The sequence below is a fragment of the Agrobacterium sp. MCAB5 genome, assembly GCF_052114365.1.
Lineage (GTDB): Bacteria > Pseudomonadota > Alphaproteobacteria > Rhizobiales > Rhizobiaceae > Agrobacterium > Agrobacterium tumefaciens.
This window is the reverse complement of record NZ_JBFREP010000001.1, coordinates 563,816-588,517: the sequence shown is the minus strand read 5'-3', so window position 1 is coordinate 588,517 and position 24,702 is coordinate 563,816. Positions and strand designations below refer to the sequence as shown.

At 59.3% G+C, this 24,702-nt stretch carries 22 protein-coding genes; 13 read left to right on the top strand and 9 right to left on the bottom strand.

From position 1 onward, the window contains the following. Nucleotides 1-43: 43 nt before the first annotated feature. On the bottom strand, nt 44-961 hold the full coding sequence (locus AB4Z23_RS02840) for a LysR substrate-binding domain-containing protein (protein WP_004432220.1): 918 nt from the start codon (nt 959-961) through the stop codon (nt 44-46). 82 nt (nt 962-1,043) lie between these two features. On the opposite strand from AB4Z23_RS02840, the gene AB4Z23_RS02835 reads away from it, so the two are divergent. Continuing rightward, on the top strand, nt 1,044-2,087 hold the full coding sequence (locus AB4Z23_RS02835; protein ID WP_019564245.1) for a YeiH family protein: 1,044 nt from the start codon (nt 1,044-1,046) through the stop codon (nt 2,085-2,087). 14 nt (nt 2,088-2,101) lie between these two features. Here AB4Z23_RS02835 and AB4Z23_RS02830 read toward each other — a convergent pair whose 3' ends face one another. After that, entirely contained in the window at nt 2,102-2,545 is a 444-nt protein-coding gene (locus AB4Z23_RS02830; RefSeq protein WP_038489949.1) for a hypothetical protein, read from the bottom strand. Further along, complete coding sequence (locus tag AB4Z23_RS02825; RefSeq protein WP_421477887.1) at nt 2,542-3,171, bottom strand: DNA-3-methyladenine glycosylase I; 630 nt, start codon at nt 3,169-3,171, stop codon at nt 2,542-2,544. The genes AB4Z23_RS02830 and AB4Z23_RS02825 overlap by 4 nt, the downstream gene beginning before the upstream one ends. Nucleotides 3,172-3,408: 237 nt before the next feature. Between AB4Z23_RS02825 and AB4Z23_RS02820 the strand changes: the two genes are divergently transcribed. Together AB4Z23_RS02820 and AB4Z23_RS02815 are read left to right on the top strand one after the other, a co-directional pair. Then, nucleotides 3,409-4,182, top strand: a complete 774-nt coding sequence (locus tag AB4Z23_RS02820; RefSeq protein WP_004432233.1) for a L,D-transpeptidase — start codon at nt 3,409-3,411, stop codon at nt 4,180-4,182. 263 nt (nt 4,183-4,445) lie between these two features. Next, a complete protein-coding gene (locus tag AB4Z23_RS02815; protein WP_013635541.1) occupies nt 4,446-5,105 on the top strand; it encodes an outer membrane beta-barrel protein in 660 nt (219 codons plus the stop codon). A 150-nt stretch (nt 5,106-5,255) separates the two neighbouring features. Here the strand turns inward: AB4Z23_RS02815 and glcF are convergent, their stop codons facing one another. The 3 genes from glcF to AB4Z23_RS02800 all read right to left on the bottom strand — a co-directional run bounded on the left by glcF (nt 5,256) and on the right by AB4Z23_RS02800 (nt 9,303). Further along, the gene (gene glcF / locus AB4Z23_RS02810) at nt 5,256-6,557 is read right to left on the bottom strand and encodes a glycolate oxidase subunit GlcF (protein ID WP_113157280.1); all 1,302 of its coding nucleotides are present in this window, start codon (nt 6,555-6,557) and stop codon (nt 5,256-5,258) included. A gap of 3 nt (nt 6,558-6,560) precedes the next feature. Further along, complete coding sequence (gene glcE / locus AB4Z23_RS02805) at nt 6,561-7,763, bottom strand: glycolate oxidase subunit GlcE (protein ID WP_441359990.1); 1,203 nt, start codon at nt 7,761-7,763, stop codon at nt 6,561-6,563. Between the two features lie 91 nt (nt 7,764-7,854). Then, nucleotides 7,855-9,303 (bottom strand): FAD-linked oxidase C-terminal domain-containing protein, encoded by a 1,449-nt coding sequence (locus AB4Z23_RS02800; protein ID WP_404944505.1) that lies wholly within the window; start codon nt 9,301-9,303, stop codon nt 7,855-7,857. Between the two features lie 98 nt (nt 9,304-9,401). Between AB4Z23_RS02800 and AB4Z23_RS02795 the strand changes: the two genes are divergently transcribed. Further along, on the top strand, nt 9,402-10,301 hold the full coding sequence (locus tag AB4Z23_RS02795) for a LysR family transcriptional regulator (protein WP_441359989.1): 900 nt from the start codon (nt 9,402-9,404) through the stop codon (nt 10,299-10,301). A 9-nt stretch (nt 10,302-10,310) separates the two neighbouring features. On the opposite strand, the gene AB4Z23_RS02790 is transcribed toward AB4Z23_RS02795, so the two are convergent. Continuing rightward, nucleotides 10,311-11,585 carry a DUF3422 family protein gene (locus AB4Z23_RS02790; RefSeq protein WP_065688321.1) on the bottom strand — a complete coding sequence of 425 codons (1,275 nt, stop codon included), beginning with the start codon at nt 11,583-11,585 and terminating at the stop codon, nt 10,311-10,313. A gap of 290 nt (nt 11,586-11,875) precedes the next feature. Here AB4Z23_RS02790 and AB4Z23_RS02785 point away from each other — a divergent pair, with 290 nt between their 5' ends. The 7 genes from AB4Z23_RS02785 (at nt 11,876) to AB4Z23_RS02755 (ending at nt 19,552) form a co-directional block, all read left to right on the top strand. After that, nucleotides 11,876-12,649: a FadR/GntR family transcriptional regulator gene (locus AB4Z23_RS02785; RefSeq protein WP_019564254.1), complete on the top strand. Its 774-nt coding sequence runs from the start codon at nt 11,876-11,878 to the stop codon at nt 12,647-12,649. 102 nt (nt 12,650-12,751) lie between these two features. After that, nucleotides 12,752-14,098: a glycosyltransferase family 4 protein gene (locus AB4Z23_RS02780; protein WP_004432251.1), complete on the top strand. Its 1,347-nt coding sequence runs from the start codon at nt 12,752-12,754 to the stop codon at nt 14,096-14,098. Continuing rightward, nucleotides 14,095-14,865 (top strand): HAD-IIB family hydrolase, encoded by a 771-nt coding sequence (locus AB4Z23_RS02775; RefSeq protein WP_421477884.1) that lies wholly within the window; start codon nt 14,095-14,097, stop codon nt 14,863-14,865. The genes AB4Z23_RS02780 and AB4Z23_RS02775 overlap by 4 nt, the downstream gene beginning before the upstream one ends. Before the next feature lie 274 nt (nt 14,866-15,139). Beyond that, complete coding sequence (locus tag AB4Z23_RS02770) at nt 15,140-15,580, top strand: NUDIX hydrolase (RefSeq protein ID WP_013635535.1); 441 nt, start codon at nt 15,140-15,142, stop codon at nt 15,578-15,580. Between the two features lie 161 nt (nt 15,581-15,741). Next, a complete protein-coding gene (locus AB4Z23_RS02765) occupies nt 15,742-17,247 on the top strand; it encodes an inorganic phosphate transporter (RefSeq protein ID WP_441359988.1) in 1,506 nt (501 codons plus the stop codon). Nucleotides 17,248-17,267: 20 nt separating this feature from the next. Continuing rightward, nucleotides 17,268-18,005, top strand: a complete 738-nt coding sequence (locus AB4Z23_RS02760; protein WP_421477883.1) for a 16S rRNA (uracil(1498)-N(3))-methyltransferase — start codon at nt 17,268-17,270, stop codon at nt 18,003-18,005. Nucleotides 18,006-18,178: 173 nt separating this feature from the next. Then, the gene (locus AB4Z23_RS02755; protein WP_013635532.1) at nt 18,179-19,552 is read left to right on the top strand and encodes a glutamate--cysteine ligase; all 1,374 of its coding nucleotides are present in this window, start codon (nt 18,179-18,181) and stop codon (nt 19,550-19,552) included. A 207-nt stretch (nt 19,553-19,759) separates the two neighbouring features. Here AB4Z23_RS02755 and AB4Z23_RS02750 read toward each other — a convergent pair whose 3' ends face one another. Further along, a complete protein-coding gene (locus AB4Z23_RS02750) occupies nt 19,760-20,053 on the bottom strand; it encodes a DUF1127 domain-containing protein (protein WP_003515205.1) in 294 nt (97 codons plus the stop codon). Between the two features lie 204 nt (nt 20,054-20,257). Here AB4Z23_RS02750 and AB4Z23_RS02745 point away from each other — a divergent pair, with 204 nt between their 5' ends. Continuing rightward, nucleotides 20,258-21,208 carry a LysR substrate-binding domain-containing protein gene (locus AB4Z23_RS02745; RefSeq protein ID WP_003515204.1) on the top strand — a complete coding sequence of 317 codons (951 nt, stop codon included), beginning with the start codon at nt 20,258-20,260 and terminating at the stop codon, nt 21,206-21,208. A 78-nt stretch (nt 21,209-21,286) separates the two neighbouring features. On the opposite strand, the gene AB4Z23_RS02740 is transcribed toward AB4Z23_RS02745, so the two are convergent. Beyond that, a complete protein-coding gene (locus AB4Z23_RS02740; RefSeq protein ID WP_421477881.1) occupies nt 21,287-23,725 on the bottom strand; it encodes a DUF1217 domain-containing protein in 2,439 nt (812 codons plus the stop codon). 366 nt (nt 23,726-24,091) lie between these two features. Between AB4Z23_RS02740 and AB4Z23_RS02735 the strand changes: the two genes are divergently transcribed. Beyond that, nucleotides 24,092-24,658 carry a DUF6101 family protein gene (locus AB4Z23_RS02735; protein ID WP_003515202.1) on the top strand — a complete coding sequence of 189 codons (567 nt, stop codon included), beginning with the start codon at nt 24,092-24,094 and terminating at the stop codon, nt 24,656-24,658. The last annotated feature ends 44 nt before the right edge of the window (nt 24,659-24,702 follow it).

Genomic DNA, 24,702 nt, shown 5'->3' with positions numbered 1-24,702 from the left:
GCCCGCGCGCCGCGATCCCGATAATGCCGCGCGGCCTTTCGACCTACAAACCGGCAAGACCGGCCTTGTAGTCCTCCGAGGCGGCACGGCTGAGGCGTTCCAGTTCCATGGCGGCACGGCTGGTGTGACGTTCCTTGTGGCGCAAAAGAGCAAAATTGCGGGCGGGCAGATCGATTCCGGCGCGGACCAACAATCCCTGGCGTAAGAAGAGGGAAGCGACGGAGGCGGAAACCGCCGTCGCCGCGCCGCCGGAGCGTGCCGCCATCACCACGGCCTCGTTGGAGGGCAGTTCCAGCATAACGGAAAGATCTGCCGGGTCGACGCCCATCTGCCGCACCGCCGCCTCGAAGGCGGAGCGGGTGCCGGAACCCTGTTCGCGCAACACCCAGGACGTTCCGTATAGAATATCGAGGGCGGTGAGATAACGGCCGTCGGCGAAGGGGTGGGCGGAGCCGGTGACGACCAGAAGCTTGTCGGATACCACGGGCTGCACCATCAGCGCCGGCTCGTCGATCTTGCCTTCGATGAAGCCGACCTCAGCCAGCCCATCGAGCACGGCCTGCGTTACCGTTTTCGTATTACCGATATCGAGTTTCAGCGTAACACCCGGATAAAGCTTCTTGAATTGCATGAGGATCGGCGGCAGCCAGTAGCTGGCAATGGTCTGGCTGGCGCAGACAGTGATTTCGCCGCGCGTCAGACCGCCCATTTCGGAGAGAATCAGTTCGGCGCTGCGCACACGCGCCAGCGTCGCCCTGGCCTCACCCAGAAACACCCGGCCGCTTTCGGTCAATTCGATATTGCGGCCGACGCGATGGAACAGCTCGACATTGTAAAATGCCTCGAGGTTTTTGATAGCAGAACTGACGGCGGAAGCGGTCAGACCGATCGCCTGCGCGGCCCTTGTCAGGTGCTCGCGTTCGGCGACGGCGATGAAAATGCGGAGTTGTTCGAAGGTCATGGCTTTTTCATTCGATTTTATCGAATAATATATGCCATATTATTTGATAGAATAAAACAGGCCATTCCGGCATTGTCTGGCCATGGCACAGCATCGCACCCTCACTCATCCCTTCCAGTCTTCTTTTCGCTCGCTGACCCCGCTTCTGCCGGGCATTCTGCTTTGCGCAGCGGTCAGTTGCGCTGCCATTCTGGCGGAACGCTTTCAGGTGCGGCTTGCCGGACATGCATGGCTCGGCGATCTGGTGCTGGCTATTCTGATCGGTACGCTTTTGCGTTCGCTCGTGTCGCTGCCAGCGGTTGCTTCGGCCGGCATCAAGTTCAGTGCCAAGACCCTGCTCGAGATTGCGGTGGCGCTTCTTGGCGCATCCTTGAGCCTTGCCATTCTCAAAGGCGCCGGCGGTTTGCTGATCGGCGGCATCGCTGTCATCGTCGCCCTGTCGCTGATCTTCAGCTATGCCGCCGGGCGGATGCTGGGGCTGCCACCCAAACTCGCAACCCTTATCGCCTGCGGCAATTCCATCTGCGGCAATTCGGCGATCGCGGCGGCAGCGCCCGCCATTGGCGCCAAGCCAGAAGATGTCGCCGCATCGATTGCTTTTACAGCCGTTCTCGGTGTCGCCGCCGTTCTGCTGATGCCGTTTCTGCCGCAGCTTCTCGGTCTTGATGCCACCCAGTATGGCATCTTCGCCGGCCTGACGGTCTATGCCGTACCGCAGGTGCTAGCAGCCACCGCCCCGCTCGGCGCCGTTGCGGTGCAGACCGGGACAATCGTCAAGCTCATACGCGTCCTGATGCTGGGGCCGGTCATTGCTGCCCTCTCCGTCATCCACGGCCAGTCCGGCAAGGGCCGGCTGAAGTTGCAGCAGATGGTTCCGTGGTTCATCATCTGCTTCGTGCTGATGATCATGGCCCGTTCCTTCGGCCTTATTCCCGAGGTTCTGCTAGGCCCCCTCGCCTCGCTCTCCAACATCCTCACCATCATGTCGATGGCGGCGCTTGGTCTGTCGGTCGACATTCGCAGCCTTCGCCATGCCGGCGGCAAGGTCATCGTCGCCGCCAGCCTCTCGCTCGTGCTGCTTGGAATCTTGAGCTTCGGCCTGATCGCGCTGACGCAAACGGCCTGAGGTGCGGCGGGCCGTTATTTCTGAGTGCTGACCGTCAGGATATAATGCGCGCCGAGCCCGCGACGCGGTGATCCCAGGATAAGCGTCGGGCGGATCAGCCATTCGGTATCCGCCTTCGGCGTCAACGTGGCGATTTTACCTTCGGAGTCGCTGAAAAAGATCGCGTCCTGATCCGGCGTCGAAAAATCAAAGATCGCCATCAGGACGAATTCGCTGGAAGAGGTAAGCTCGACCTTCATCGTCTGCCCGGCCTTGACCTTCAGGCGGTAGACATCGCCACGGCCGCGCCGTGTCCAGCCATCGAGTTTCAGCGGCCCGGTGGGCGGCAGGGCAACTTCCTTGAGCCTTTCGCCGTCGTCCAGCCAGATGCCGTCGACGTTGCGGCTTTCCGCAGAGGACGGATGCGGCACGGCCGCCACGGCCATGGCAAAAGCCAGAAAAAGGGACTTTGCTTTCATGGACGTACAAACTCCCGCCGCATGGCCTCGATCGGCTCACGGCAATGACAGCCTTCGATATGATCGTTGACCATACCCATGGCCTGCATGAATGCATAGACGGTCGTCGGGCCGACGAAGGTCCAGCCGCGCTTTTTCAAATCCCTGGAAAGACGAATGGACGCGTCGCTGGTGGGGTTGGCCCTTAACGTCGCATAGCCCAGCCTTTGCGGCCTTTCTGCGGCGGAAGGCTCGAACCCCCAGAAATAATGGGCAAGCGAACCGAATTCGTCCCGGAGCGCTATGGCGCGACGGGCATTGTTGATGGTCGACACGATCTTGCCGCGATGACGGATGATGCCCTTGTCCGCAACACAGCGCTCAATGTCGGCTTCACCGAACTGCGCCACTTTTTCGAATTCGAAATTGGCAAAGGCAAGACGGAAAGCCTCGCGCTTGCGCAACACCGTCAGCCAAGAGAGGCCGGACTGGAAGCCCTCGAGACATATCTTCTCGAACAGGCGACGATCGTCGGTGACGGGATAACCCCATTCTCTGTCATGGTAGCGGCTGTAATCCTCAAGTCCCTGCTGCCAGAAACACCGTACGCGGCCATCCGCGCCCGTTTCAAGTCCCGCCTCGTTCATACCGCAACCACCCTTTTTCGCTCCCGCCCGTGACCGGCGTGATGCGCGCACTTACCACTCATTCACCACGTTTCAAAACGGGTCGCTAACCTTAAATCCAGCTTTTTCTAATCAAGCGCTTTTTAATGAACAGCCATTTACGATTCGCTGGCGTCAAGGTGCGAACGTAGCCGGCAAGGCGGGCGAATGATCCCGCAATTGCTATTGTTGCGACATACCGCAGAGAGAGTCCACCCGATGACGATGAAGTCCGTTTTTCTGGCGCTGAGCCTCGTTTCCACCTTCGCCGCCCCGGCCGCCGCAGCAGGTGAGCGTTACCGGGAGCGCCCGCCTGTCGTCGTCAGTCCAGACCTTTCCGCCCCTTGGGTAACGCAGCTTGGTGGCGGCAATGTGCGCCCCGTGGTTTACCCGCGCGCGCCAGCAGCCCGCCAGCCTTTCTTCCAGCAACGCCAGGCCGCCATGCCACAGCGCCCAAGCTCCGGCGTCACCTCGCAGCGCCCGGCCCGGGTACAGAACGCCGCCGTTCGCCCGAATGCGCCGGTGCGCACGCAGATCGCCCCGCAATTCCTGCCTCAGATCGTGAGCTACCAGACCACTCAGAAGCCCGGCACCATCGTCATCGATACGCCGAACCGCTTCCTCTATCTCGTCATGGCGGATGGCAAGGCCCGTCGTTACGGGGTCGGGGTCGGCAAGCCCGGTTTCGAATGGGCCGGAACACACAAGGTGACCCGCAAGGCGGAATGGCCGAGCTGGACGCCCCCGAAAGAAATGATCAGCCGCGAAGCGACGAAGGGACACTACCTTCCGGCCTTCATGGAAGGCGGCCCTGCCAATCCGATGGGCGCGCGCGCCATGTATCTCGGATCAACGCTTTACCGCATCCACGGTACCAACCAGCCCTGGACGATCGGCAGCAACAATTCCTCAGGCTGCATCCGCATGCGCAACGAGGATGTCACCGATCTTTACGAGCGTGTGAACGTCGGAACAACCGTCATTGTGATATGACGGCAACGGTGCCGCTAATACGCGGACTTGCAGCCCACACCACGGCAGATCGCGCTTGAATTGATGTCCCGCAGCGGTACAATCGCTACTAGATTGATTGAAGGAGACTTGGCGGGGGACGCCAGGCGCCGGACCTCTCTCAGGGGGATGATGGAACGGCCTTGAAACGGGTGGTCAACTGACCGCCCGTTTTTCGTTTCTGTCATTTAAATGTTACTAAAAAGCGGTTTGGTGTTTCCTCAACACCAAACTGGATTCTCCCCATGCTGCGCCACGTTTCCATTCTTTGCGCCCTGCTGCTCAGCGGCGTTTCCTTCTCCTCCGCAATTGCGGGGGAATTTGAATTTTCCGGTTACGGCGGCTGGCAAAGCGCCCCGCACAGCGATGTCACGGTTTCGGACGGAACGGACTTCCGGGCGGGGTGGGAAGGCAAGTCATTTTCGAGCCCGGCCTATTGGGGGGTGCGCGGCACGTACTGGTTCGAGGAAGGCCAGCTCAACAATCTCGGCATCTCGCTCGATTACACCCATGACAAGGTCTATGCCGACGACCAGACGCTGGCGCGTTCCGGCTGGTCGCATTTCGAGTTCACCGACGGCCTGAACCTTTTGACGCTGAACGCGCTCTATCGTTTCCCGCTGGAGACCTGGCGCCTGACGCCTTACGTGGGCGCGGGCGTTGGCATCAACGTGCCGCATGTGGAGGTTACCCGGGCTTCCGGCAAAACCTTCGAATACCAGTTCGGTGGCGCAACCCTGCAGGCGCAGGCCGGCCTGAGCTACCGCATAACCGACAACTGGTCGACCTTCGTGGAATATAAAGGCACCTACTCCTTTATCGACGTGGATATCGACAATGGCGGCAAGCTGAAAACCGATATCATGACCAATGCGGTGAACTTCGGCGTGGCCTACAAGTTCTAAAGCTGGGATGGAAATAGAGGGCGCTTTCCGACAGGGTGCCAAGCTACCCTCAAACCTCACTCCTGTGCTTGTCACAGGATGAGCAGAGCGAACGACGCACCGGCCCGAACCTTGTGTCGGGTCCCATGGCCCTTACAAGCGAACGGCGCTCTAGGCCAAAAGCCTCGCGGGTTTCGGTCCGCCATAAGCCCAGTCCAGCAGCTCGACCGTGTGCAGGATCGGCATTTCCGTGCCAGTCGCGATCTGCGTGATGCAGCCGATATTGCCGGTGGCAATGACATCCGCGCGTGTGGCCTCGATGTTCCTCACCTTGCGCGCCTTCAGCTTTCCTGAGATCTCCGGCTGCATGATGTTGTAGGTTCCGGCCGACCCGCAGCAGAGGTGCCCTTCCGCCGGATCGCGGACGGTAAAACCAGCCGCTTTCAGCAATTGCTTCGGTGCCATGGTGATCTTCTGGCCATGCTGCATGGAGCAGGCCGAATGATAGGCAACCGTCAGGCCCTGGCTTTCCTTTTGCGGCAGGTCGAGCGTGGCAAGATATTCGGTGATGTCCTTCGCGAGTGCCGATACCCGTGCGGCTTTGTCCGCATAGGCCGGATCAAGCCGCAGCATATGGCCGTAGTCCTTGATGGTCGTGCCGCAGCCGGATGCGGTGATGATGACGGCATCGAGGCCGCCATTTTCCATTTCACGCATCCATACATCGACATTGCGGCGGGCGGCGGCGAGCGCCTCAGCCTCGCGCCCCATATGATGCACCAGCGATCCGCAGCAGCCTTCCCCCTTCGGCACGACAACCTCGACGCCAAGCCGCGCCAGAAGACGCAGCGTCGCCTCGTTGATACCAGGATCGAGCACCGGCTGGGCGCAGCCGGTAAGAATGGCGACACGTCCACGCTTTTCACCTTCGGCTGACCGTTCACCCGGACGGGCAGAAGCTGAAACGGCGGGCACGGAAGCCGGGGCGAGAGCGAGCATGGATTGCAGCGGTTTCAGCGCGGGAAACTTCGCGAGCACACCGGCGAAGGGTCGCGTGATCCGTGCCAGATGCAAGGCCAGCCGGAAGCGACCGGGATAAGGCAGAACTGCAGCCAGAAGATTGCGGGTCAGGCGGTCCATGAAGGGACGTTTATAGGTTTGTTCGATATGGGCGCGGGCGTGATCGACCAGATGCATGTAATCGACGCCGGACGGACAGGTGGTGGTGCAGGCAAGGCAGGACAGGCAGCGGTCGATATGGGTGACGACTTCGCGGTCCGCCGGGCGGCTATTTTCCAGCATGTCCTTGATGAGGTAAATGCGGCCGCGCGGACTGTCCAGCTCATTGCCAAGCGTGACATAGGTGGGACAGGTGGCGGTGCAGAAGCCGCAATGCACACATTTGCGCAGGATTTTTTCGGATTCCGCCACTTGCGGATCAGCCAGTTGCTCGGGCGTGAAGGATGTTTGCATGGTTCAGACGGCCCTTCCCATCTTGCCAGGATTGAAGATGCCCGCCGGATCGAGCTTTTCCCTGATGCGCGCAGACAATATGGCCTCCGCCGCCGGGCGCGGTTCGAATGCCGGCACGGTGGCGCGCACCGCGTCGCTCGCCCGTATCAAGGTGGCGTGCCCGCCGCCGAGCGCGCGGATGGCACCGCGCAGCAATTTCGCTTCGGGGTCCGCCTCCATCTGCATCCAGATGAGACCACCCTGCCAGTCATAAAAGGCATCGATGCCCGCTTCCATGCGCAAGGCAGCAACCAGCCTGTGGCCTTCGCTCGGCGCGACCGAGACTTTCCAGAGCGGTTTGGCATCTTGCCCGGCATAGGGCGCGACATTCCGCACCTGCCGCCATAAAACAGCACTCTCCTCGCCTTCCAGCAGCGCCCATGGGCCAACCCGATCCATGACGGAAAGGAGTTTCGCCGCGCGCGCCTCGACGGAAGCCCCGAGCCCTTCCAGCCGCAGGATTGTCGCCGGACCTTCCGGCAGAGCGCCTGCGATGAAATGGGAGCGAACGCTTTCCGGCAGATGGGCCGCACCGGAAACCTCGACGCTCATCGCCATCGCTGCCGCCATGATCCGCGTCGCGGCCTCGTCGTCCAGACCGGAGACAACCACGGTTTTTTCCGCTGGCGGTTTCGGCAACACGCGGAAGGTTACTTCCGTGAGAAAACCGAGCGTGCCGTGTGAACCCGCCAGAAGCTTCGAAAGATCTAGCCCGGTGACATTCTTCATCACCCGGCCACCCGCCTTGATGACTTCCGCCTTTCCATTGACGAAACGGATGCCGAGCAGGCTGTCACGCGCCGCACCAGCCACATAACGGCGCGGGCCGGAAACATTGGCAGCAAAGACGCCGCCGATGGTCGGCTCGCCTGAAGTTCCCATGATCGGGCGGTGGTCCATCGGCTCGAAGGCCATCATCTGCCGGTTTTCGGCAAGGGCGGCCTCGACGGTGGCGAGCGGTGTGCCTGCTTTGACCGTCATGACCATTTCGGCAGGGTTGTAGGCGATGATGCCAGACATTGCGCGGGAGGAAAGCGTTTCATCTGCCTCGACCGCATTGCCGAAACCGGAGCGGGTGTTGCCGCCGATGATTTTCAGCGGAGTTTTTCGGGTTGTGTGGTCGCGGATGATGTCGGCGACCTGGGTTTCTGCATAGGGGGTCAGCATGGGGTGCGCTCCGAGCAAGAGATACCCTCCTCTGCCCTGCCGGGCACGGAGGGGTGAGCCGCACCCACCAAGGCTACAAAGCTAAAGTACATCATCCCCTCCCCTCCAGCGGAAACACCTTGGAAGGGTTCATCAACCAACCCTCGTCAAAAGCAGCGCGAACCGCCATCTGCTGGGCAAGATCAGCCTCGGCATATTGGTGCCGCATCAGGTCGCGTTTTTCGATGCCGACACCGTGTTCGCCGGTGAGGCAACCGCCCGCATCGACGCAGAGCTTCAGGATTTCATTGCCCGCCTCTTCGGCCCGGGCGGCGTCTTGCGGATCGTTGGCGTTGAACAGGATCAGCGGATGCATGTTACCATCGCCCGCATGAAAGACATTGGCGACGCGAAGGCCGAGGCGGTCGGTGATTTCGCTTGTTTTTTTCAGCACATAGGAAAGCTGGGAAAGCGGCACCGTGCCATCCATGCAGATATAGTCCGCGATGCGGCCCGTTGCGCCGAAAGCGGATTTCCGGCCCTTCCAGATCGCAGCGGCCTCCATGGCCGACTGGCATTCCCTGACCGTCTTCACGCCGTGTTTTTTCGCAATGGCGACGATATCGGCCAGCATGGCGTCCATTTCCGCCTCCGAGCCTTCGACCTCGACAATCAGCAGCGCGCCGACATCCAGCGGATATCCGGCCCTAGCGAAGGCCTCGCAAATCTCGATTGCCGGCTTGTCCATGAATTCGATGGCGACAGGAATGATGCCCGCGCCGATGATATCGGCCACGCAGGAGCCAGCTTCTTCGGAGGTTTCGAAACCAAACAGTACCGGGCGCGCGCCCTCCGGCTTGGCAATCAGCCGCACCGTCGCCTCGGTGACGATGCCGAGCTGGCCTTCCGAACCGCAAATGAGGGCGAGAAGATCGTAACCGGCGGCGTCAAGATGCTTGCCGCCCAGCTCCAGCACCGTGCCATCGACAAGCACCATTTTTACGCCGAGCAGATTATTGGTGGTGACACCGTATTTCAGGCAGTGCGCACCGCCGGAATTCATGCCGACATTGCCGCCGATGGTGCAGGCAAGCTGCGAGCTTGGGTCCGGCGCATAAAAGAAGCCTTCCGCACCGGCCGCATCGGAAATGGAGAGATTGGTGACGCCCGCCTGTACCCTTGCCGTGCGATTGTAAAAATCGAGTTCGAGGATCGCGGACATCTTCGAAAGGCCGATCACCACCGCATCTTCCTGCGGAATGGCGCCGCCGGAAAGCGAGGTGCCCGCGCCGCGCGGCACGACAGGAATGCCGTAACGGTGACAATATTTCATCACCGCTGCGACCTCTTCGGTGGTCTTCGGCAAGGCGACGGCCAGCGGCAGGCGGCGGTAGGAGACGAAAGCGTCGGTCTCGAAAGGCACGAGCTCACGCGGCTCGTGCACGAGACAGTCCTCGGCCAGGATATCCTTCAGATCGGATATGATGCGGTCACGGCTCGATAAAACCGCCGCACGCGGCTCCAGAAACTTGATCGGCTGCGTCACCGCCCCCTCCTCCATGCACGTCTTGCCAAGTGGTATTGTTTCTTTACCACTTTGAAGGAGCGCAATCAAATGCTAAGGATTTTTTCCGTTCTGGAAATAATCGGGAGGCAACTGTGACAAATCTGGGCGACCTGGAGGTCTTCGCAACCGTTGCCGCCTCCGGCAGCATGTCGCTTGCCGCCAAGGAGCTTGGTTATTCGCCCGCTGTTATTTCCAAGCGCATCAAGCGGCTGGAAGAAAAGCTCGGCGCACGGCTGTTCCAGCGCACGACAAGGCAGATCTCACTGACCGAAGCGGGCCAGGGCTTTTACGAACGGGTACTTGCCGTGTTGGAAGGGCTGGAGGATGCCGAGGATTTCGTGTCTGGGCGCGCAAACACCGTCAACGGCACGCTGAAAATCTCAGCTCCCACCTCCTTCGGTCGCATGCATATTGCGCCGCATCTGAAGACGTTCATGGAGCGCCACCCGGACCTGTCGGTCAATCTGGTGCTCAGCGACGAATTCATCGATATCATCGAAGGCGGTTACGATCTGGCGATCCGCATCGCCGATCTCAATTCCTCCAGCCTCGTCGCCCGCCGGCTGGCGCCGGTGCGCCGCGTGCTATGCGCCTCGGCGGGATATGTCACTGCCCACGGCATGCCGGCGACGATCGAGGACCTTAAGAAGCACCGCTGCCTGCCGGCCCACAACAACGATATCTGGCGACTGGAAGGACCGGGCGGGGCGCTCAGCATCCGCCCGGAAGGCATGCTGGTCACCAATTCCAGCGAAGTGATCCGCGAGACGGTGATATCGGGACTGGGAATTGCGTTGCGCTCCACCTGGGATATCGGCCACGAATTGCGCGCCGGCCGGCTGGTGCAGGTTCTACCCAGCTATGAGGGATCGCGAAACGTCACGCTGTCGGCGGTCTATCCAAGCCGCCAGTTCCTGCCCGCGAAGGTGCGGCTGTTCATCGACTATCTCGCCGGACTTTACGGCCCCTCACCCTATTGGGAGCATGATTGACGCCGGTATTCAGTGCCCGCCTTCGACATGGGAGCGGCGAATGCGGCGCACCACCCACCAGACGCCAAAGACGGCAAAGGGAACGGAAAGGCCGGTGACCACGGCGGGATCAACCGGCAGCACATCGTGGCTGATCGCCTTGGTGAGATAACCGATCAATCCGACGACATAATAGGAGATGGCGGCGACCGACAGGCCTTCCACCGTCTGCTGCAGACGAAGCTGCATGGCGGCGCGCTTGTTCATGGTGTTCAGGAGCACCGTGTTCTGCCGTTCCAGTTCCACGTCGATCCAGCTTCTGACGAGTGCCGTAGCGCGATAGAGCTTGCGCGACAGGTTGGCCTGCCGCTCCTCGACCGACTGGCAGGTGCGCATGGCGGGCGCCAGACGCCTTTCCAGAAAGCTGCCCATGGTCTCGTGCCCCTGAACGGGCGTTTCCGCAAGCGCGCGAATACGTTCACGCACGATGCCGTCATAGGCGCGGCTGGCGCCAAAACGATAGAGGCTGAGCGCGGCATTGGCTTCCAGTTCCGCCGCAAGCCGGGTCATCTCCGCCAGCAGCGCATCGGCCTCGTCGCGCGCGCCGTTTTTCATGCGCTGGGTGATTCCCGTCAGGCCATCTTCGATGCGACGGATTTCCGGCGACAGCGTCTGCGCCATCGGCAGTCCGAGCATGGCGAGCGTGCGATAGGTCTCGATATCCAGCAGCCGCTGCACCAGCGCACCGCGGCTGTAATCGCTCAAGCCACGGTCGATCACCAATATCTGCGTCAACCCGTCGCGATCCTGACGGAAATCGGTGAGGATCGCCGCCTGCCCGTCGCGCACGTCGCTGTAACAGAGGCTCGTCGGCTCGAACATGGTCTCCGCATTGGGAGCCGTTGCGCCCTCTGGACGGATTTCCAGCCGTATGCCTGATATCAGGGAGCCGGGTGGTGAAAAACCGTCGCCGAACGGATCGCCGACAATATCGCCGCCGAATTTTTCCGGCGCGGGGCCATCCCAGAACCATGTCGAGAATTCGGTATGCCGCTCCCAGCGCAGCGTGCCCTGCCCCCAGGGCATGGCATGGTGGCGGGCATCGCGTTCCGGCGGCGCGACACCCCGGCTACGCGACATTTCCGCAATGACCGAGTGATGCACGGCAGAACCGCCATCCATCATGAAGGCAAGCTGGACGATGATGCGCGACGGCGCGAGAAGCACGGTCGGCCGCGCATGAACCTCGCCGAGAGCCAGCGATCTTTCCGGCGCGCTTGCGAAAGCAAATCTACCCTTGGCCATTGCGATATCGTCCCCGCCTGTTTCGCCGGTTTTCTAGAACATCCATCGCGATGACGACACCGCAATCGAAGCAGATGTAATTGTTTTGATGCACCTGACGGAGAAAAGCCGCCATCACCACCCTGTGCGGGTGCTTTAACAAAAGCCAGTTTAAAAAGGCAGGTGCCGTGTTGCCGCAGGCATGGCGCAGAGCTTACGGCAGAACTGGACAGAATATTTGACCAGTGCGATGCTTCGCTGATAATTTGCCCCATCGATTACGGGGCGGGACTTCGCCGGAGAATGTTGCGATGGACGAAACACTGTTCGCCCGAATAGAGCATAGCCGCACATCGCAGGAGGTGATCTTACGTTTCGAGGAACTGATCCTCGACGGCATATTGCGGGATGGCGACCGGCTGCCCGGCGAGCGTGAACTGGCGCAGAAGCTCGATGTCTCGCGGCCAATCCTGCGGGAAGCGCTGAAGGAACTCGAAACGCGCGGCCTTCTCACCAGCCGGCACGGCGGTGGGACTTATGTGGCCGATATTGTCGGTCCGGTCTTTTCCGATCCCTTGAGCGCGCTGATCACACGCCACAGCCGCGCAACGCGGGATTTTCTGGAATATCGCCGATATATCGAAGGCATGACCGCCGAACTTGCGGCACAGCGGGCGACGGAACCGGACAGGCGCAACCTTGCGGCTATCGTCGAAAAAATGCGGGAGGCCCATGAGGCTGGCCGCTTCGAAGAAGAACTTGCAAGCGATGTGGAATTTCACAACGCCATCGGCGAGGCGGCACATAATATCGTGCTGATGCACACATTGCGGTCCTGCTACCGGCTCCTGAGCGACGACATCTTCTATAACCGCCATCTCATATTCAGCGTCGCAGGTGCGCATGACGAGGTGTTGAGACAGCATATCGCCATCCACGAGGCCATTGCGGGCAGTAATGCGGCAGGGGCAAGGGCTGCGGCGGAAACCCATATCGATTTCATCGTGGACACCACATCAAAGGCGCATCAGGCAAGGGAATGGGACCGGATTTCACGCCTGCGACAACAGCAGCGCAACGCCTGAAAACAGCTTCAGACGAAATGCGGCATCGCTTTTCTTCAGATTTTATGGAACCTTTTGTCCTCTTTGGTCTTTTTCTGGGGTTAATTGGAAAAATTTACCAAGATGGGACCCATGACGACCACGAGCGAAACTGAACGCTATCCAAGGATAGCTCTCATATCGACGCATGGCTATGTCGCCGCGCACCCGCCACTCGGCGCAGCGGACACCGGGGGACAAGTGGTTTATGTGCTTGAGCTTGCACGCAAACTCGGCCAGCTCGGTTACACCGTTGATCTCTATACCCGCCGCTTCGAAGACCAGCCGGAATTCGACGAGGTTGACGAGCGCGTCCGTGTGGTGCGCATTCCCTGCGGCGGGCGCGATTTCATTCCCAAGGAATATCTGCACCGCCACCTGATGGAATGGTGCGAAAACGCGTTGCGCTTCATCAAGAAAAACAACCTCAACTACTCTTTCATCAACAGCCACTACTGGGATGCGGGCGTTGCCGGGCAGCGGCTTTCCGAGGCGCTGAAAGTCCCGCATCTGCACACGCCGCATTCGCTCGGCCTCTGGAAAAAACGCCAGATGGAAACCGATTACCCGGAAAAGGCCGATACCTTCGAACTTGAGTTCAATTTCAAGGAACGTATCCAGCACGAACTCATCATCTATCGCAGTTGCGACATGGTGATTGCGACGACGCCGGTGCAACTCGACGTCCTGATCGAAGATTACGGTCTGAAGCGCAAGCACATCCACATGATCCCGCCGGGTTATGACGACAACCGCTTCTTCCCCGTCTCTGATGCGACGCGGCAAATGATCCGGCAGCGTTTCGGTTTCGAGGGCAAGGTGGTGCTGGCGCTTGGACGCCTTGCCACCAACAAGGGTTACGACCTTTTGATCGACGGCTTCTCGGTTCTTGCGGCGCGCGAACCGGAAGCCCGCCTTCATCTGGCCGTCGGCGGCGAGAATATGGACGAGCAGGAAACCACCATTCTCAATCAGCTGAAAGAGCGAGTCAAATCGCTCGGGCTGGAGGACAAGGTGGCGTTTTCCGGCTATGTCGAGGACGAGGATTTGCCTGATATCTACCGGGCAGCCGATCTTTTCGTTCTGTCGAGCCGTTACGAGCCATTCGGCATGACCGCAATCGAGGCGATGGCGAGCGGAACTCCGACCGTGGTAACCATCCACGGCGGGCTGTTCCGCGCCGTCAGCTACGGCCGCCACGCGCTGTTTGCCGATCCTTTCGATAAGGAAGACCTTGGCATCACCATGATGAAGCCGTTCAAGCACGAGCGGCTGTATGGGCGGCTTTCCCGCATGGGGGCGCACAAGGCGCGCAGCCTTTTCACCTGGACGGGAATCGCGCAGCAATTGCTGGCGCTGGTGGAAGGCAGGCCGCTGATGCCTGTTCTGGAAGAATCCGATTGGGCAGAACCATGGAACGACGGCGATTGAAACCGCTTCGCCTGTTTTCCACCGATCTCGACGGAACCGTCGTCGGCGATAACGCCGCTACGCGCCGGTTCCGCGATTTCTGGCATTCGCTGCCGGACGATCTTCGCCCGGTTCTGGTCTTCAATAGCGGCAGGCTGGTCGATGACCAGCTCGCCCTTTTGGAAGACGTTCCCTTGCCGAGGCCCGACTACATTATCGGCGGGGTCGGCACCATGCTGCACGCAAGAGAGCGGGGCGAGCTTGAAAGCGCTTATACGCATTCGCTCGGTACGGGTTTCGACCGGCAAAAGATCGCCGATGTCATGGCCGGCCTGCCGGGTGTGACCATGCAGGCGGAACGCTATCAGCATGGACTCAAATCCAGCTGGTTCCTGCATGGTGCGGATGAGAAGACGCTCAGTGATATCGAAGCCACGCTGGTTGCGGCGGATATCGATGCCCGGATCGTCTATTCCAGCAACCGCGACCTCGACATATTACCCAAGGCCGCAGACAAGGGTGCGGCATTGGCGTGGTTATGTGGACAACTGCACATTGGTCTCGACGAATCAGTGGTTGCGGGCGATACTGGCAATGATCGGGCGATGTTCGAGTTGAATGGTATTCGCGGTGTGATCGTTGGCAATGCCTTGCCGGAGCTTCTTTCGCTGGCGAACAATGACAGCCGTTTTTTCCTCTCGCGCGCGACCGAAGCTGACGGTGTGATCGAAGGTCTCCAGAATTGGGGATTGCACGCTGGCCAACGCAGTTCCGGCAATAATTCATAGCGGTTTTGCGTTCTGAATAGCGTAAAACAGAAAAAATGCAGTATTTCCGCGATCGGTCGCTGACGGTTACGTACCGGGCAAAGCCTTCGTTCGCACCCCTGCCACATCCCCTGCTGCCTACGCTCTTCAACGGCATGAAGACAATCGTGGGTTATGCGTGAGAGGGGATTGGCGGGACATAAAGGATATCTATATTAGCAGTTACGACTAACAGGCGAAGAAGGATCCACACGGATTGAAGATTTTGAATCGATTGGCGACAGATGTAGGCTTGATGTTGCGCAGACCGCCGCGACAGCAATATGCAGCGCTGTGCTATCGATCGTCCAAAAAACATCATGAGCCGGAAGTCCTGTTGCTGACAAGCAGGGATACGGGGCGCTGGGTCATTCCCAAAGGCTGGCCCATGGCCAACAAGAAGGCGCATGCCGTTGCCGAACAGGAAGCCTACGAGGAAGCTGGTGTCAAAGGCAGGGTGGATAAGGCCCCGTTCGGCTTTTATGAGTATGAGAAAAAGCTGAACAGCGGCATCAATGTGCTGTGCAAGGTTCAGGTACATCTGCTCGAAGTGGCGGAGTTGCAGGACAGCTTTCCCGAGAAGGATTCCAGACGGCTTGAATGGGTCACTCCCGAAGAGGCCGCCAAACGGGTCAACGAGCCGGAACTGAAAGCGCTCATGCTCACTTTCGACAAGCGGATGGCGCTTTCGAAATAGCGTCCACGCCCGAATAGTGGCAATCTGCAGTTTGTTTTTCCAACATGGCTTTTACTGTCTTTCATTTTGGAAAGATGTGCGAGATGTAACAGTCTTTCTGTAAATTGCCTTCAGCCCGCGACATTGCCGGACGAATGGGAATGCTGGCGAACGAGGTCTGAATGGCAATGAAGCCGCCACCGAACATGAAGCCGACGCTCGACAAGGATCTCGAGAAGATCACCCGTGTCGAAGAGGCGACGCTGCACGTCACGCAGCAGCTTGCCGGCCTTGGTGCGGGGGTGATGTTCGTTGTTCTGGCGGCGATATTTGCCGGCGCCTTCGTCACGGGCACGGCGGGCGCCGTCATCATCATCGCAGCCGTTGCCATCGGCGCCTATATGGCAATCAACATCGGCGCGAACGATGTGACAAACAATGTCGGCCCGGCGGTCGGCGCCAAGGCGATGCCGCTTGCAGCGGCACTCATCATCGCCGCAATCTGCGAAATCGCGGGTGCCTTGATCACCGGCGGCAACGTCGTCGAGACCATTTCCAGCGGCATCATCAACATCCAGACCATTCCCGACCGCACCGTGTTTTCCTGGGCTATGTTGTCGGCCCTTCTCGCCGCCGGTCTTCTCGTCAATATCTCGACCTGGACGAAAGCGCCGATTTCCACCACCCACACGGTGGTTGGCGGCGTTGCGGGGGCTGGAATGGCGGCCTATGGCATCCGGGCAGTCGACTGGCTATCGCTTGGCAGCATCGCCTTTGCCTGGGTTCTAGCGCCCTTTATAAGCGCGGCCATCGCCATCGCCCTCCTTGCCTTCATCAAGGAATTCATCATCTACCGGGAGGACAAGATCGACGCCGCGAAGCGTTGGGTTCCTGTTCTGATCGGCATCATGACCGGGGTCTTCACCGCTTATCTCATCTGGGTGGGGCTGAGGCAGATCGTGCATGTCTCGCTTGGCCATGCAAGCGGCATCGGGCTTTTGACCGGCCTCGTCGCCTGGCGGCTGTGCGTGCCGATCATCCGCAAACAATCGGTGGGATTGGAAAACCGCAACCAGTCGCTTCGAACGCTGTTTCAGTGGCCGCTCGTTCTTGCGGCTGGCCTCATGTCCTTTGCGCATGGGGCAAATGACGTTTCGAACGCCATTGGCCCGGTGGTGGCAATCGTTCGTGCGCTGCACGACGAGGCGGTGGAGACGTCCGCCCGCGCGCCGCTCTGGGTGATGCTGGTCGGCGCATTCGGGCTTTCCTGCGGTATTCTTCTCTATGGCCCGCGCCTCATCCGCCTTGTCGGTGAACAGATCACCAAGCTCAACCCGATGCGCGCTTTCTGCGTTTCCGTGGCTACGGCTCTGACGGTTCTCGTCGCATCACGCTTCGGCCTGCCGGTCAGCACCACCCATACGGCGATCGGCGCCGTGTTCGGCGTCGGCTTCTTCCGCGAATGGTACACGCAGGCGTCTCGACGGCGACAGGAACTCGTCCAGGCCGGCACCATTCAAATCCGCCGGGCCGATCGATATCTGGACAATCCTTCCGAGATACGCCGCCGTTATCTCGTTCGGCGATCCCACTTCATGACCATCATCGCCGCCTGGCTGGTGACCGTTCCCGCAAGTGCTACGCTTGCAGCACTGTTATATTGGCTTATGTCCTTCCTCTTTCTCTGACGCTGAAACAGAAAAGTCCCATGCGCGCAAATTTCCGGATGCAACGCCTGTTCGTCGAAACCCCGCTTGTTGCGGGCGCGGCGCAGGAAGCAACGACCGAACAGTTCAATTATCTCGCCAATGTGCTGCGCATGACCGATGGCGCGGAAATCCTGCTGTTCAACGGCCGCGACGGGGAATGGAAGGCGAGGCTCTCCTTTCCGAGCCGCAAGAAGATCACCCTCATCCCTCTGGAACAGACACGGCCCCAGCCGCAGGCATCGGATCTGCACTACCTGTTTGCGCCGCTGAAAGTCGGACGCATGGATTATCTGGTGCAGAAGGCGGTCGAGATGGGGGCCGGTCTTTTGCAGCCGGTGATGACACAGCATGTGCAGGGCAAGATCCACAATACCGAAAAGCTGCGCGCCAATGCCATCGAGGCCGCCGAGCAATGCGGCATCCTGTCGTTGCCTGACGTGGCCGAGCCGGTGAAACTGAAAGACATGCTCGAGACCTGGCCCCAGGATCGACGGATCATCTATTGCGACGAGGGCGACGCGGGCCAAAATCCGCTGCCTGTCCTGCAATCCATCAAGGAACGCAAAATCGCTCTTCTGGTCGGCCCGGAAGGCGGGTTTTCCGAAGAGGAAAGAGAGTTGCTGCGCAGCCTTGCCTTCGTCACCCCCATTCCGCTCGGGCCGCGTATCCTCAGGGCCGATACGGCTGCGGTCGCAGCACTTGCGGTCATTCAGGCATCGATCGGCGACTGGAATTGACCTATCTGGAACATGTCTTTATCGCAAAACCGCTGCACAGTTTTACGCGACATGCGCTGAACCATTGCGCTTCATGCATCTTTAAAAGAAATTCATTTGCCTCCGGATACGATCCGGCTCTATCTGCCACACATATGCCTCGCCGCAACAGAGACGTCATAACAAGGTAAGCCATGGCACGCGATACGACCGACCAGACACCCCTCTCCTCCGTCACGGAGCTTACAGATTATCTGGCCGGCGGTTGCAGAGCTGAAGCCGACTTCCGCATTGGCACCGAGCACGAGAAATTCGCCTTTTTCCGCGAGGGCAACCGGCCGGTTCCCTATTTCGGCGAGGCCAGCATTTCCGCTCTGCTGAAGGGCATGCAGGAAAAGCTCGGCTGGGAGCCGATCATGGATGGTGAAAACATCATCGGACTTGGCGAACAGCACGGCATGGGCGCCATATCGATCGAGCCGGGCGGCCAGTTCGAACTGTCAGGTGCCCCGCTCGAGAACCTGCATCAGACCTGCAAGGAATCCAACCAGCATCTGGCGACCCTGCGCGAAGTGGCGGAGCCGATGGGCATCCGTTTTCTCGGCATAGGCGGCAGCCCGCTGTGGAGCTATGACGAAACACCGCGCATGCCGAAATCGCGCTACGCGATCATGACGCGCTACATGCCAAAGGTCGGGACCAAGGGTCTCGACATGATGTACCGTACCTGCACCATTCAGGTTAACCTCGACTTCTCTTCCGAAGCGGATATGCGCCAGAAGATGCGCGTTTCCATGAAGCTCCAGTCGCTGGCAACCGCACTGTTTGCATCCTCGCCCTTTACCGAAGGCAAGCCGAACGGCCTGCTTTCCTGGCGTGGCGATATCTGGCGCGACACCGACAATCGCCGCTCCGGCGTGCTGCCCTTTACCTTCAATGACGATTTCGGCTTCAAGGATTATGTCGAATGGGCGCTGGATGTGCCGATGTATTTCATCGTGCGCGACGGCAAGTATCACGATTGCACCCATGTCACCTTCCGCCAGTTCATGAACGGGGCGTTAAAGGGTGAAATCGCTGAATGGGAACCGACCATGGGTGACTGGACGAACCATCTCTCCACGCTGTTCCCCGACGTGCGCCTGAAGCGCTTTCTGGAAATGCGCGGTGCCGATGGCGGCCCATGGAGACGCATCTGTGCCCTGCCCGCTTTCTGGGTCGGCCTTCTCTATAATCAGGAAGCGCTTGACGCAGCCGATGCGCTGACAGCCGACTGGAGTTTTGATGAGGTCATCGCCCTTCGCAATACCGTGCCGGCCAAGGGGCTCGCCGCGGAGATCGCCGGCAAGCCGCTTCTCGGTTTCGCCCGCGAGGTGCTCGACATTTCCCGCACCGGCCTCAAGAACCGCAACCGGCTGAACGGCGAAGGCCAGGACGAAACCGTGTTCTTGTCCTCGCTGGACGAGGTTCTTGCCAAGAAGACCACGCTCGCCGAAGACCTGCTTGCGCTCTATAACGGCCGCTGGGGTGGATCGGTGCTGCCAGTATTCGATGAATATCAGTATTAAAACATTCCGCTGAAACTGCGCAGCGGCTTTACGTCCGGACAATGCGCAAAACAGGCAAGGCGTTGCCATAAAAAAACCCGGTGCGGCCGAGGGGCCTGACACCGGGCAAAGGCAGGGTTATTGGCAAATCACCCTGCGGGGAAAACCTTATCGGTTCGCAATCAATCCCGGCGTCTGGAGGTACGCCGGAATTGCACGAACACAAGCCTAGAGCGTCTTGAACCGCGTGACTGAGCGCGTGCGTGCGGCGCGGGTCAGATGGGCGGTCGGATCTTCGAGCAAGCCGGTATTGAGCGCGTTGGTCACATCCGAGCGCGCCAGCCCGATATCGGCGAGCAGGCGATCGTCAAGCTCCGTGAGACCATTTGCGACGATACGATTGTAGATGCGCTGCACAAACGTTTTCACGGTGGAAGCAACACCGAAAGCGATGCGACGCAGGGTGTCGCTCTGCTGGCCGGTTGCGAATTCCAGTTCCATTTTCCGTTCTGCCGTGCGCATAACAATGATCCTTCCGTAACGGCACGATGCGGCACCGCTCCCGACGCACCGTGCGCGGGAAGCTGCCTTGGGTTGGGGGCCTGACGATGTGCCCGCCCCGGGGTTGAGATTGATTTGCTGGGTGTCAAAATGTCGCAAGACTATTGATCAGTCCAACGAATGTTTCTAATGTGAGACATCAATCATTCTGATGGATGAGTATCAATGTCCGCACCTCTCGACATAGACCAGCTGCACACCTTCATCGCCATTGTCGATACCGGCAGCTTTACCAAGGCCGCTGAGCGCGTTTTCAAGACGCAATCCGCCGTATCCATGCAGATGCGGCGACTTGAGGAGCGGATCGGCAAACAGCTCTTTGCAAAGGACGGGCGCGGCAACCGCCTGACGGCCGAGGGCGAGAAACTGATGAATTATGCCCGCCGCATCATTCGCCTTAACAACGAGGCGATTGCGGCCTTCGATGACAACAGGCTCGAGGGCACGTTGCGTATCGGCACCCCGGACGACTATGCCGACCGCTACATGCCAGAGATCATCGGGCGTTTCGCCAAGACGCATCCGAATGTCGAGCTTTACATCGTCTGCGAACCTTCGGTGAGCCTTGCCGAAAAAATGGCGCGCGGCGAGCTGGATATAGCACTCGTCACCCACAATCCCCGCGCCCGCTCCTCCGATGTCGTGCGCACCGAGCCACTCTGCTGGGTCACCTCCGCGAACCATCCGCTGAAGGATGATGCGCCAGTGCCGCTGGCTGTCGGCCGACGCGACTGTCACTGGCGCCAACTTGCCTGCTCGGCGCTCGATGCCGACGGGCGGGATTATCAGGTGCTGTTCACCAGCTGGTCTTCCACCGTGGTAGCCGCCGCCGTGCTGGCAGGCATGGCGGTTTCCGTGCTGCCGGAATCGGCGCTGCGTACCGGCATGAAGGTTTTGACCGCCTCGGACGGTTTCCCACCGCTGCCGCCGGTCCAGATCGGCCTGATGAAACGGCCCGGCCTGTCGCCCTCGCTGGTGAACGCCATTACAGACCACATCACCGCCTGCCTCGACAACATCTCTCCGATGAACGTCGCCGATGAGCTGGATAACGATGTGAAGACCTACCCGAAGATGCCGCGCCTGCGCGCCGGGCACATGCTGCCGGGCTGGTGAATGGGTCCGCAAATGCGGGTGTGAGACGCCTTAACCGGGTAAGCTCGGCCTTTCCATTGTCCGTCTTCGCGTTCCAGCTTACCGCGCACGCAGCGATGCGACAGCCAGCAGCGTGTCGCCGCTGATGCCCACCGAGCCGCTGCCGTTGAACAGCATCATGATCGGGTTGGTGGTGTTCTGCTTGTCGTCGTACATGATGGTAAAACGGGCGATCAGCTTCTTGACCTTATCGGGGTCCTGAAAGTCCTCGATGTCGAAATATTTCTTCATCATCGCCACCTGCGTATCGACCCCGGCATTGCCGAGTTCATCGGGAATGCCAAAGGTGGTCGTGATGAAGTTCTGGATCGCGGTGTCGGCGAGAATGGAGTAATAGGACGTTGTTCCCGCCGCCATTCGCTTGAAATAGAGCGCCAGACGCACGCCCGCATTTTCTTCACCTGCCTGCGTCTCCAGCGTCTGCGTCAGATAATTGTCCAGCGTCTCGTAGAGGCCGCGACGAGTCTGGATGGAGCTTCGATCCTCGCGCAGGATATTACCGTCCGTGTCGAAATTGAACGCGGTGACGAGACGGCGAAAAGCCGGGTCCATCTCCTTGTTTAGATAGCTGTCCTTGTCATCCAGATTGGACGTGAACATTTTTTGCAGCTGGTCCTTGGTGACCTTCGTCGGGTCGATGCCAAGCGATTCCATCGCGAATTTCGTCAGGCGATCATTCCCCAGAAAATCGCTGAGCGTCTTGACCTTCTGTAGCTCCGAACGGAAAAATTCCGCCTCCTTCTTGGCGGCTTCCTTTTCCTGGTCTGTTCCGAAGGCTGATTTCTTCTTGATGTAGTCGACCGACATGCTCTGAATTTCAAGTTCGGACTGCGCAAGAACCGGAGAGCCTGGCGATCCGTCAGACTTGAAGTTGAAGAGTTCAGCGAGTTTGACGTAACGGTCGTCTTTCAGCGCATAAACGTAGCTCTTCTTGTCCAGCAGGTCGCTGGTCAAGGCTCTACGAACGTCCGCAATATTCACCTTCGCCGGATCTAGGCCGACCGCCTTGAGCGCATAGGTGTAGACCGCGCTGCTTTCCAGGAAGTCCGCAACGGATTTGACGTTGGCAATATCGCTCTTGAACAGCTTCAAAGCGTTTTCGTCAGCGGCTTCGTCCTTGTCGTTATAATGGTTCATGTACCCGTTGGTCGTGGTAACGGTCTGGGTCGTCGTCTGTGGTGCCGTACCGTCCGGCAGCGTTCCATCCGCCTTGAAATTGAACGCTTCACGCAATGCGATGTAACGTTTGTCGCCATTGCCGAACTTGGCGATATAGTTGTTGGGATCGCTGAGATCGCTGGTCAAAATGTTCTCGATCGTCGCATTGACTATGGTCAAGTCATTCAGGTCGAATGCGACCTTGATGTAATTCACCAGACGCGGGTCTGCCATTAACTCATCGACGGTCTTGATCGAACCGATCTTCGATTCGAAATAATCCCTGTTCAAGGTGGCAACGGTCGGGGTCACACGCGGGGCACTGCCGACATAGGCCTGGGTCAGGATCTTGACGTTGTCGGCCGTCTGCGCCTGGCCGGCCGCAACGCTACCGTCATTGGCAAATTCGAAAGCCTGGGCCATCTGCGCCATCGTATTATATTGCGAGACGGTATTCGAGAGCTGGGTCTGCTCCGCCGTGATGGAGGCAAGGGTCGCCGCCCACTGGTCCTTCGGCGGCAGCACGGCTTCAAGCTGGGTGAGCTGATCCTGCCGGGTGGTTTTCTCTGTTTCAAGGGCGGTTCGCTGTTCGGCGGTCAGCGTGGTATCAGCCAGCGCGGTATCGATGGCCGTTATCCGATCCGTCACATCCCCATGCAACTCGATATTGCCCTTGGTCGTAAGCTTTTCCACGGCAGCGGAATAGGCCGCGCCGAACTTCTGGTTCAGATAGCTGTTCGGGTCATCGATATCGCTCGTCATCAATCCCTTGATGTGGGAATAGCTGTAGGTCTTCTCATCAATGCTGAAGACCTCGAAGATGTAGGCGCGGGTTCTATCGTTCTGAAGAAGCTGGTCGACGTTCGTGACCGTTCCGATGATCGCCTTATAATAACGGGTTTCTTCGGACAGGCTGTCATCGAGGTTGGTGATCGAGGTGTCGTAAAGCCCGATCATCTTGTCGAGCTGCGCCTCCGTCTGCACCGTGGTCGTGGACTGCGTGAAGTTGAAGGATGCGGCAAATTCGCGATAACGTTCATCGGTCAGCTTGTTGGCAAAGCTGTTCTGGTCGTTCAGGTCGCTTTCCAGCACCTTCTTCATGAAGGCCTTGGCATAGGTCATCTCGCCGAGACCGAAGGCATCCATGGCATAGGAATAAAGCTGGTAGTTATTGAGGAACTCGTCGACGCTTTTTACATTGCCGATGTTTTCTTTGTAATATTTCGTCTGCCGCTCGACGATCCCCTGCTGCGACACGCGTGAAATGCTTGCCTTCATATCGCGGTTGATGAGGTCGTAGCTCAGAAAAGTCGATACCATGCGAATGCCCCCTGGAGCACCGCGCATCACGCTGGATACGGCCGGCTCCGGTTTTGAATTCGCCGACCACACCTCCATCCGGACGCACGGCAGGCCTTGGCGCGACTGTGCATGACGCGCCTTGCCCGGAGCTTGAAAGAGCACAGTTTCGGGACTGAGAAAAATCGCATTGTCTCAATCGGCTTTACCTCAGCGAAACCATGCCACGGTGGGTTTTGCTAACCATTTGGGAATGCAAAGTTTTCTTAACCGCGATTTTTAAGCAGTCTCGAACATGCGGCGGATATTCTCCTGACATCAGAGGACGAAAAGTCCCGATGAGAAGACCGGAAACCGGCTCTCAGGTAAAACAAGGGTAGAATAAACATGACCAAGACCGTTCTGAAGCCCGACTGGGCCGTCGCCACACTCAGACTCGACCCGGCACGTTTTCCGCAACAGGTCACCTATGGCAGGGGCAATGGCGCAACCGATGTTGCCGTCACGCTCGATGAACGGGGCGCCGTTCTGCGAAAGGTCCTGTCCTCTTCCGGCCTGCCTTTGTCCTTCGCCCTGCCAGCCCGCGCTTTCAAGGGCGTTGCCGCCCGCGCCATCGACCATGGTGATGGACAGGTGACGGTGACGCTGGAGCTTCACCACGACGATCCGGAACTTTGCGTTCCGCTTCTCGTCGCCCATGATCTTTGCGACATCGCCGCCGACTGGCGCAGCTGGTCCGAGGCCTATCGTATTCCGATGCTGATGGTGGAGGCCGATGGCGTCGCCCGTCCGCTGGAAGAACATCTCGGCAAGGTGCGCACCAAGAACAGCCGCCCCCGTCGCCGGCACTCCTATTTCGCGGATCGTCGCCCGCGCTTCCTCGTGCGCCGCTCCACCGGTTCTCTCGGCATGAGCATGAAGATCGAGGGCAAGGAAATCATCGCTCGCAGCTGATAATCTTCAGACAAAACAATAAAAAGCCCGGCGCGGATATCGCG

Bases quoted from the DNA above. Each gene is read 5' to 3' on its own strand.
- AB4Z23_RS02770 (WP_013635535.1), top strand. From the start codon at position 15,140: ATGTTGCGCAGACCGCCGCGACAGCAATATGCAGCGCTGTGCTATCGA.
- AB4Z23_RS02815 (WP_013635541.1), top strand. From the start codon at position 4,446: ATGCTGCGCCACGTTTCCATTCTTTGCGCCCTGCTGCTCAGCGGCGTT.
- AB4Z23_RS02820 (WP_004432233.1), top strand. From the start codon at position 3,409: ATGACGATGAAGTCCGTTTTTCTGGCGCTGAGCCTCGTTTCCACCTTC.
- AB4Z23_RS02780 (WP_004432251.1), top strand. From the start codon at position 12,752: ATGGGACCCATGACGACCACGAGCGAAACTGAACGCTATCCAAGGATA.
- AB4Z23_RS02735 (WP_003515202.1), top strand. From the start codon at position 24,092: ATGACCAAGACCGTTCTGAAGCCCGACTGGGCCGTCGCCACACTCAGA.
- AB4Z23_RS02825 (WP_421477887.1), bottom strand. From the start codon at position 3,171: ATGAACGAGGCGGGACTTGAAACGGGCGCGGATGGCCGCGTACGGTGT.
- glcF (WP_113157280.1), bottom strand. From the start codon at position 6,557: ATGCAAACATCCTTCACGCCCGAGCAACTGGCTGATCCGCAAGTGGCG.
- AB4Z23_RS02765 (WP_441359988.1), top strand. From the start codon at position 15,742: ATGGCAATGAAGCCGCCACCGAACATGAAGCCGACGCTCGACAAGGAT.
- AB4Z23_RS02785 (WP_019564254.1), top strand. From the start codon at position 11,876: ATGGACGAAACACTGTTCGCCCGAATAGAGCATAGCCGCACATCGCAG.
- AB4Z23_RS02800 (WP_404944505.1), bottom strand. From the start codon at position 9,303: ATGGAGGAGGGGGCGGTGACGCAGCCGATCAAGTTTCTGGAGCCGCGT.
- AB4Z23_RS02755 (WP_013635532.1), top strand. From the start codon at position 18,179: ATGGCACGCGATACGACCGACCAGACACCCCTCTCCTCCGTCACGGAG.
- AB4Z23_RS02760 (WP_421477883.1), top strand. From the start codon at position 17,268: ATGCGCGCAAATTTCCGGATGCAACGCCTGTTCGTCGAAACCCCGCTT.
- AB4Z23_RS02835 (WP_019564245.1), top strand. From the start codon at position 1,044: ATGGCACAGCATCGCACCCTCACTCATCCCTTCCAGTCTTCTTTTCGC.
- AB4Z23_RS02790 (WP_065688321.1), bottom strand. From the start codon at position 11,585: ATGGCCAAGGGTAGATTTGCTTTCGCAAGCGCGCCGGAAAGATCGCTG.
- AB4Z23_RS02750 (WP_003515205.1), bottom strand. From the start codon at position 20,053: ATGCGCACGGCAGAACGGAAAATGGAACTGGAATTCGCAACCGGCCAG.
- glcE (WP_441359990.1), bottom strand. From the start codon at position 7,763: ATGCTGACCCCCTATGCAGAAACCCAGGTCGCCGACATCATCCGCGAC.
- AB4Z23_RS02740 (WP_421477881.1), bottom strand. From the start codon at position 23,725: ATGGTATCGACTTTTCTGAGCTACGACCTCATCAACCGCGATATGAAG.
- AB4Z23_RS02840 (WP_004432220.1), bottom strand. From the start codon at position 961: ATGACCTTCGAACAACTCCGCATTTTCATCGCCGTCGCCGAACGCGAG.
- AB4Z23_RS02830 (WP_038489949.1), bottom strand. From the start codon at position 2,545: ATGAAAGCAAAGTCCCTTTTTCTGGCTTTTGCCATGGCCGTGGCGGCC.
- AB4Z23_RS02745 (WP_003515204.1), top strand. From the start codon at position 20,258: ATGTCCGCACCTCTCGACATAGACCAGCTGCACACCTTCATCGCCATT.